Origin of the sequence: Mongoliibacter sp., from assembly GCF_007692705.1 — a bacterium.
Lineage (GTDB): Bacteria > Bacteroidota > Bacteroidia > Cytophagales > Cyclobacteriaceae > Mongoliibacter.
In genome coordinates this window covers 1-7,347 of sequence record NZ_REBN01000085.1, presented here as the reverse complement: position 1 = coordinate 7,347, position 7,347 = coordinate 1, and the positions used below count along the sequence as shown (strand labels likewise).

Below are 7,347 nucleotides of genomic sequence, written 5' to 3'. Positions count from 1 at the left end.
CTTTTCTAGGGTAAATGAGATTTACATTCCTGGCATTGCTATATTTTTTTACTGGGCAATAACCGCGATGGTTTTTATGACCTTACTGTACCGAAAACCTATATCTAGCTATTTTGCGGTAGCTTTACTGTTTTCATTTTTAGTGCTTCGTTTGCAAAAACACATTGAAGAACAAAGGGCCAATACTCTTGTTTTCTACGGAATCCCAAAGGGCTATGCGTTGGATTTTTGGATAGGTAAGGATTTGTATTATGCTGACCATGGTCTGGAAACAGATTTAAATTATAAAGTTTCACCTCATCGAACTGCTGTGAATCCATCTAGAAAACATGCTCTGCCAGTCTTGGTCAATGATACATTACAGCGGATGGTTTTGCCGGCTGGCTATGGTCATATTGATATTGACAAAGAGAGGATATTCCTTGGTGGCTTAAGCAGTAATCATAGCTATATTTGGGAGAAAGGAAAGTGGCAACCAGTTACAGTTTCTGACAGTATTTCACTTGGACAAAAGACATATAAGTTTGTTTTTTAAAAATGGCAGGGCTTGTGTCTGCGTCAGCGGAAGTATATCTTTCCTTTTTAATTCAATTTAAACCCAAATCAAATGGACCAACCGATCAAGACTTCAATCAAAGACAGGATTGGATACATACTACTCAATAGACCCGACAAAAGAAATGCGCTCAATGCAGAAATGGTGGAGTCACTTAAGCTGAGTTTGAATGAAATGGAGAATAATCCTGAAGTAAAGGTAATCGTCATCAAGGCAGCGGGAAAAGTGTTTTGTTCTGGTGCTGACCTGGCTTACCTTCAATCTCTCCAGACCAATTCATATGAAGAAAACCTGGCTGATAGTAGAAGTTTGAAAGAACTTTTTTATAGGATTTATACATCTTCGAAGGTCATCATAGCACAAATACAGGGACATGCCCTTGCGGGTGGATGTGGCTTGGCTACGGTTTGTGATTTTTCATTTTCTGTAGACACCGCAAAGTTTGGATATACGGAAGTGAAAATCGGATTCGTACCAGCTATCGTCAAAGTTTTTTTGATCCGAAAAATTGGAGAAGGGAAAGCAAAGCAGCTTCTGTTGGATGGAGATCTTATAGAGGCCGACGAAGCCCAAGCAATGGGAATCATCAACTGGGTCGTGTCGGAAGAGGATTTGGAAGAAAAAGTGTATACCTACGCCCAGAAGCTGATTCGCCAAAACTCATCTCAATCTATGGCTTTGACTAAAGAAATGATAGGAAGGGTTCAGGAGAAAGGGCTGGAAGATGGTTTGGAATATGCTGCCTCAATGAATGCCAAAGCTAGGGGGACGTCGGACTGTAAAAAAGGGATTGCAGCATTTTTGAACAAAGAGAAAATAGACTGGTAAATTGAAAGCTCAAGCATACGATATCCTCCAAAAAGTTTTTGGTTACAGTGACTTTCGTCCCAGCCAATTGGATATAGTTATGTCTGTGCTTGAACGAAAAGATTGTATGGCCCTGCTTCCAACGGGGGGTGGAAAGTCTATCTGCTTTCAAGTTCCTGCATTGGTCATGGATGGGATTTGTGTAGTAGTCAGTCCCCTTATCGCCCTGATGAAAGATCAGGTCGACAATTTGAGAAGGAGGGGTGTTTTGGCTGCTGCCATTTATTCAGGTATGGGAAAAAGAGAGATAGATACCGTACTTGATAACTGTATTTATGGCAACTATAAATTCCTTTATGTTTCTCCCGAGCGACTGAAGACAGATTTATTCATCGAGAGGTTCAAAAAAATGAATGTCAACCTGATTGCAGTAGACGAGGCTCATTGTATTTCTCAATGGGGATATGATTTCAGACCGCCTTATTTGGAAATAGTCAATATCAGGGAGTTCCATCCGGATGTACCATGTCTGGCACTTACAGCTTCTGCTACGCTAAAGGTCAAAGACGATATTATAGAGAGATTACAGCTCAAAAATCCTTCTGTTTACGTGAGGTCCTTTTCCAGAAAAAACCTCAGCTATACAGTGCGTTTTGCAGAAAATAAACTGGAAAGAGCTATAGAGATCATAAAAAAGGTACCCGGAACCTCTATAATTTATGTCAGGAACAGAAAAGGTACAAAGGATATAGCCCATAGTCTCAATCAGGTAGGCATAGCGGCTACCTTTTACCATGCCGGGTTGGATAATCCGACCAGAGAAAATCGACAAGCAGAATGGAAAAGTGGAACAGTTAGGGTGATGGTGGCGACCAATGCTTTTGGGATGGGGATTGATAAGCCGGATGTGCGTACCGTAATTCATCTGGACCTACCTGAAAATCTTGAAAATTATTATCAGGAAGCAGGTAGGGCTGGAAGAGACGAATTGAAAGCATATGCTGTTTTACTTACAAATGAGCAAGATATCAATACATTGAAAGAAAGGGCAGCGCTTTCTTACCCTCCAATTGACTTCCTCAAAAAAGTGTATCAGTGCCTGGCCAATTATTACAGGATAGCTGTTGGAAGTGGTTTTATGGTAAGTTTTGAATTCAATATCTCCGAATTCACAGAAACCTACAGTCTTGATCTACTTACGACCTACAATGCCTTAAAAGTTCTGAAGGAAGAAGGCTTGCTAGAAATGAATGAGAGTTTTTTTGCGCCTTCTTCATTGAAATTTGAGGTGAATCAGAGCAAATTATACGAGTTTCAGATAGCAAATGCCAAGTTGGACCCTTTCATTAAATTGCTTTTGCGGACATACGGAGGGGAGTTGTTTATGGAGTTTTTAAAAATCCAGGAAATAAAACTGGCAAAGGCTATGAATATTTCCCAGAGCGAACTGATCCGTATTTTGGAGCACTTGGATAACCATGGGATAGTGGCTTATGCAAAGAGAAAAGATAAACCTCAAATCACTTTTTTGACGGAACGTTACGATGCGGGAAGATTACCGCTTAATACCAAAAGAATCGAGGAAAGAAGGAAAAATGCAATATCCAAAGCTGCATCCATGATAGCGTACATTAAAGAAGATGGGCAATGCAGGGCTACACAGATTTCAAATTATTTTGGGGAGGAATCAGAAGCGGAATGTGGCATCTGCGATGTCTGTATTGAGAAAAAAAAAGCCTTGGGGCAACGTGATGAAAAACTAAAGCAAAGGATCATCCAAACTTTAAAGGAGGGATTGCTGTTTTCTATTCAAAGTATCCAGGAAGTACCTGGCTTGAAAAATGATAAGTATACCTTGAGGGTTTTGAGAGAAATGGAAGAAGAAGGACTGATTTTTTGCGAACCTGAGGGGATATATAAACTTAATAATTAATGGCTTCATTTATAGATGATGTGCTCGGAAAGCTTTTTCCAAAAAAAGGTAAAGGGCTCAATGTCAAGGAAAATTTTGTTCAGACAGATGTAGAAAAAGAGTCTATTGTTGATTGGATGTCTTCTCCGGAAGGTAAAAACACCTTTGCCTTGATTGCTAAAAATTATCATTTCAAGACCTCTGGGATGAACAGCTTGCCTGAAGTACATATTTTAAAGTCTCCTTATGCAAATGGTTTCGCAGTTTCTTTTGATGAGCCTCTGACAAAGGAAACTTTTTCAAAACTTTTCTTTGCTATTGGCCGGCGAATAGTAGATTTGGGATATAGTAGAGTAAGTTTGGATAGGAAGATTGAAGAAGTCAATGATAAGGTAAGGACTACCGAAAAACAATATTACAAGCCACCCTTAAGTAATGCTGACTTCTCAAAAAAAATTGACCAGATTTATGGAAATGTGAGTGTTGAAAAGGTGAGCATCAACGACAATCCAAGCTACCTAAAAGTACTCGTCACCGTATATTCAGATCATCTATACAAAGATGCTGGTTCCTTTGATGAGTTTATCGACAACCTATTTGAAAGCAAAAACTGATATGAACAGAAAAACATTACGTGAAAATCTAGAAAATTACCGCACTCCTTTCGAGGAGGAGCATGCTTTCATTCAAGACTTTATTGATCTGACCCATGATGAACTTGCTTTTGTAAGAGAGCGTCTCCATGGTCATTTTACAGCATCTGCCTGGATAGTTAATAAAAGAAGGACCCATACACTGATGACCTTGCATAAAAAGCTGAATAGATGGCTCCAATTGGGAGGGCATGCAGATGGCGATGAGAATCTTCAGGCGGTAGCCATGAAAGAAGCCCAAGAAGAAAGTGGATTGACCTCACTTAGGATGGTGGATTTTGGGATGTTTGATATTGACAGGCATGTAATTCCCCAAAGAGGAAACATTCCTGAGCACTTCCATTATGATGTAAGGTTCCTGATCGAAGCAGAAATCGATGAGCCCCTTATCATTTCGGAAGAAAGTAAAGATTTGGCTTGGATACCTTTTGATACCGTATCAGATTTGGCGCGAAATAACACTTCAATTCTCAGAATGTTGGAAAAAACCAGTAAATCAGAAATTTTACTTTAGACATTTAAATCCCATACATGGAAAAATTCAAAGTAGAGGATGTAATATCCTCTTTTTCTTTTTCAGTTCCTGTTCAAGTCAGGTTCTCAGACATAGATGGTTACATGCATGTCAATAATGGCGTATACTTCAGCTATTTCGAACATGCTCGAGCTTCTTTTCTCTACGAAGTATGTGGATGGGATGTCATGGAAATCGGCACAGTAGTCGCAAATATAAATATTGATTACAGATTGCCCATTCATGCTTTGGACAGTCCTTCGGTTTTTGTAAGGATCAAAAATATTGGAAATACATCATTCGAGATGGAACAGGTTATCATGGGTGAAACCCGTGAGGGTAGGCAAGAGGTTTTTGCTCAGGCGACTACTGTTATGGTTTCGGTTTCTATGAAAACTATGCGTCCTGTGCCTGTTCCGGAAGTATATAGAGCAAAAATGGAAGACAGTTCTTCCAAAGCCCTTTAAATCCTTATCTTTGCCCAAAAAAACGAGAAAGTGAAAAAACAACTGACCTGGCTATTTGCCATTATGATAATGATTTCCTGCAGTCCATCTGAAGAAGAATTATTTGATGAGGGTGTCCGCATGATGGAATCCAGTGAGTACCAAAATGCCATTGGCTACTTTGATAGGGTTTTGGAAAAAAATCCAGAAAACACCTCTGCGCACAATGCAAAGGGAGTTGCGCTTTATCAACAAGAAAAATACGATGAAGCGATTGCTGCTTTCACAGCATCTATAGCCTTAGATGATACTTCCTACAAACCCTTTTTCAATAGAGGGAATGCCTTTTTAGAAAAGAAGGAGTTTAAAGATGCTGTCTTGGATTACAACAAAGCCAATGGTCTGGACCCATCTCAAGGAGATGTTTATTACAACAGAGGGTTGGCATTATTGGCCTTGGAGGAATATGAAGATGCTATTTTTGATTTTGACGTGGTGCTTCAGGCTAATCCCGAACAGCCCCTAGTACAGTTCAATAAAGCTAAAGCACAATTGGCTAATAATGACCCTGTGAGCGCAATTGAAACTTTAGTAACCACTGTCAATCTTGATAACAGAAACGGAGCTGCCTATTACTTGCTAGGAGTGACACAAATGTCAGCTTTTGGGCAGAAAGAAGATGGTTGTACTAACTTGAAAATGGCATTGAGCTTGGGTTTTCCAGAAGCTAAAGAATGGACAGATGAATTTTGTCAGGATTAATGGCAAGTATTGGGGTTGATATCAATTTGGCCAAGGACCATTTGGAAAAAGGGGAATTGGTTGCTGTACCTACAGAAACTGTCTATGGTCTTGCTGGGAATGCGTTGAATGCTGATGCGGTAGCCAGAATTTTTGAAACAAAAAAAAGACCCAGTTTTGACCCTTTAATCCTGCATACTGACACCATAGAAAAGGTACGTCAATTTGTGGTGGATATTCCAGAACCTCTCAATATACTCGCTGAAACTTTCTGGCCGGGACCTCTGACCTTACTGCTTCCAAGAAAGAAGATTATTCCAGATTTGGTGACCAGCGGATTGGATACTGTTGCAGTCAGAGTGCCAAGCCATAATTTGATAAGGTCATTGTTATCAATATTAGATTTCCCGCTAGCGGCTCCAAGTGCAAACCCTTTCGGTTATATAAGTCCTACCCGTGCCTCTCATGTAAATGACCAATTGGGTGACCAAATTCCTTATATTCTAGATGGAGGTGATTGTGAAGTAGGTCTGGAAAGTACAATTGTAGGACTTGAAGGTGATCAGGTAACTGTATACCGACTTGGAGGCTTGGATATCCAAAGCTTAGAGGAGGTGGTAGGTTCAGTTCAGGTTATGGCTCATTCCAGTAGTAATCCCAAATCGCCGGGAATGCTTAAAAGCCATTATGCACCCACTAAACCTTTTATTTTGGGGAATCTCAATGATTTGATCAATGACTATAAGGAAGCTGGGGTAGAATTCGCAGTTTTGGCTTATGATCAGGTATTTCCAAATATTTCATCGCAATTCCAGATTCAACTTAGTCCTAATGGAGATAGCAAAGAAGCCGCAAAAAATCTTTTTGCAGCAATGAGGACTTTGGATAGCTTGGATGTTTCCGTAATTTTATCGGAACTTCTGCCGGATCACGGATTGGGTAGGGCAGTAAATGACCGGCTAAAAAGAGCTGCAGCCTCAAACTGATCGGTCAAGTGGCTGATATAGCCCAGACAAAAGTATAATTGTTAAGTATAAATTGGACTACAAACCTTTTAATAACACAACCATGAATAACAGAATCAAAAGTGTAGATAATTTGGATTTCAGCGGAAAAAGAGCGCTTATCAGGGTAGATTTTAATGTTCCCTTGGATGAGCATCAAAACGTAAGCGATGATACCAGAATAAGGTCTGCCATTCCTACGATTAAGAAAATCCTAAGTGATGGAGGATCTTGTATTCTAATGTCTCATTTAGGAAGGCCTAAAAGTGGCCCTGAAGATGTTTTTTCATTAAGACATGTAGTCAACTGCCTTCAAAAAAATCTAGGCCAAGGTGTTAAGTTTGCTCCAGATTGTATAGGACAAGAAGCGGTGAATTTAGCAACAGGGTTGAAGCCTGGAGAAGTTTTACTTTTGGAAAATCTTAGGTTTTACAAAGAAGAAGAGAAGGGTGATGAAGAGTTTGCTGAAAAACTATCCAAACTTGGAGACGTTTACGTGAATGATGCCTTTGGAACTGCCCACAGGGCGCATGCTTCAACTTCTGTGATAGCCAAGTTTTTCGATACCAAAGCTTCCGGTTATCTGATGCGTTCTGAATTGGAAAATGCAGATAAGGTAATGGAAAAGCCTGAAAGACCTTACACTGCCATCATGGGTGGAGCCAAGATTTCTGATAAAATCCTTATCATTGAGAGACTACTTGAAAAAGTAGA

At 39.9% G+C, this 7,347-nt stretch carries 9 protein-coding genes; all 9 read left to right on the top strand.

All coding sequences use genetic code 11. The features are described 5' to 3' along the window. A partial coding sequence (locus EA341_RS02805) for a hypothetical protein (protein WP_293011167.1) occupies positions 1-535 on the top strand: 535 nt, incomplete at its 5' end. Positions 536-607: 72 nt separating this feature from the next. Beyond that, complete coding sequence (locus tag EA341_RS02800; RefSeq protein ID WP_293011166.1) at positions 608-1,384, top strand: enoyl-CoA hydratase-related protein; 777 nt, start codon at positions 608-610, stop codon at positions 1,382-1,384. 1 nt (position 1,385) lies between these two features. After that, entirely contained in the window at positions 1,386-3,296 is a 1,911-nt protein-coding gene (locus EA341_RS02795) for an ATP-dependent DNA helicase RecQ (protein ID WP_293011165.1), read from the top strand. Beyond that, complete coding sequence (locus EA341_RS02790) at positions 3,296-3,889, top strand: hypothetical protein (protein ID WP_293011164.1); 594 nt, start codon at positions 3,296-3,298, stop codon at positions 3,887-3,889. Before EA341_RS02795 ends, EA341_RS02790 begins: the two co-directional genes overlap by 1 nt. A 1-nt stretch (position 3,890) precedes the next feature. After that, complete coding sequence (locus EA341_RS02785) at positions 3,891-4,442, top strand: NUDIX hydrolase (RefSeq protein WP_293011163.1); 552 nt, start codon at positions 3,891-3,893, stop codon at positions 4,440-4,442. A gap of 17 nt (positions 4,443-4,459) precedes the next feature. Next, a complete protein-coding gene (locus EA341_RS02780) occupies positions 4,460-4,909 on the top strand; it encodes a thioesterase family protein (RefSeq protein ID WP_293011162.1) in 450 nt (149 codons plus the stop codon). 30 nt (positions 4,910-4,939) lie between these two features. After that, positions 4,940-5,650: a tetratricopeptide repeat protein gene (locus tag EA341_RS02775; RefSeq protein ID WP_293011161.1), complete on the top strand. Its 711-nt coding sequence runs from the start codon at positions 4,940-4,942 to the stop codon at positions 5,648-5,650. Further along, positions 5,650-6,615, top strand: a complete 966-nt coding sequence (locus EA341_RS02770) for an L-threonylcarbamoyladenylate synthase (RefSeq protein WP_293011160.1) — start codon at positions 5,650-5,652, stop codon at positions 6,613-6,615. The genes EA341_RS02775 and EA341_RS02770 overlap by 1 nt, the downstream gene beginning before the upstream one ends. An 82-nt stretch (positions 6,616-6,697) precedes the next feature. After that, a partial coding sequence (gene pgk, locus EA341_RS02765) for a phosphoglycerate kinase (protein ID WP_293011159.1) occupies positions 6,698-7,347 on the top strand: 650 nt, incomplete at its 3' end.

Excerpts from the sequence above, each read along its gene's own strand:
- EA341_RS02785 (WP_293011163.1), top strand. The coding sequence starts at position 3,891 with ATGAACAGAAAAACATTACGTGAAAATCTAGAAAATTACCGCACTCCT.
- EA341_RS02790 (WP_293011164.1), top strand. The coding sequence starts at position 3,296 with ATGGCTTCATTTATAGATGATGTGCTCGGAAAGCTTTTTCCAAAAAAA.
- EA341_RS02800 (WP_293011166.1), top strand. The coding sequence starts at position 608 with ATGGACCAACCGATCAAGACTTCAATCAAAGACAGGATTGGATACATA.
- EA341_RS02780 (WP_293011162.1), top strand. The coding sequence starts at position 4,460 with ATGGAAAAATTCAAAGTAGAGGATGTAATATCCTCTTTTTCTTTTTCA.
- EA341_RS02770 (WP_293011160.1), top strand. The coding sequence starts at position 5,650 with ATGGCAAGTATTGGGGTTGATATCAATTTGGCCAAGGACCATTTGGAA.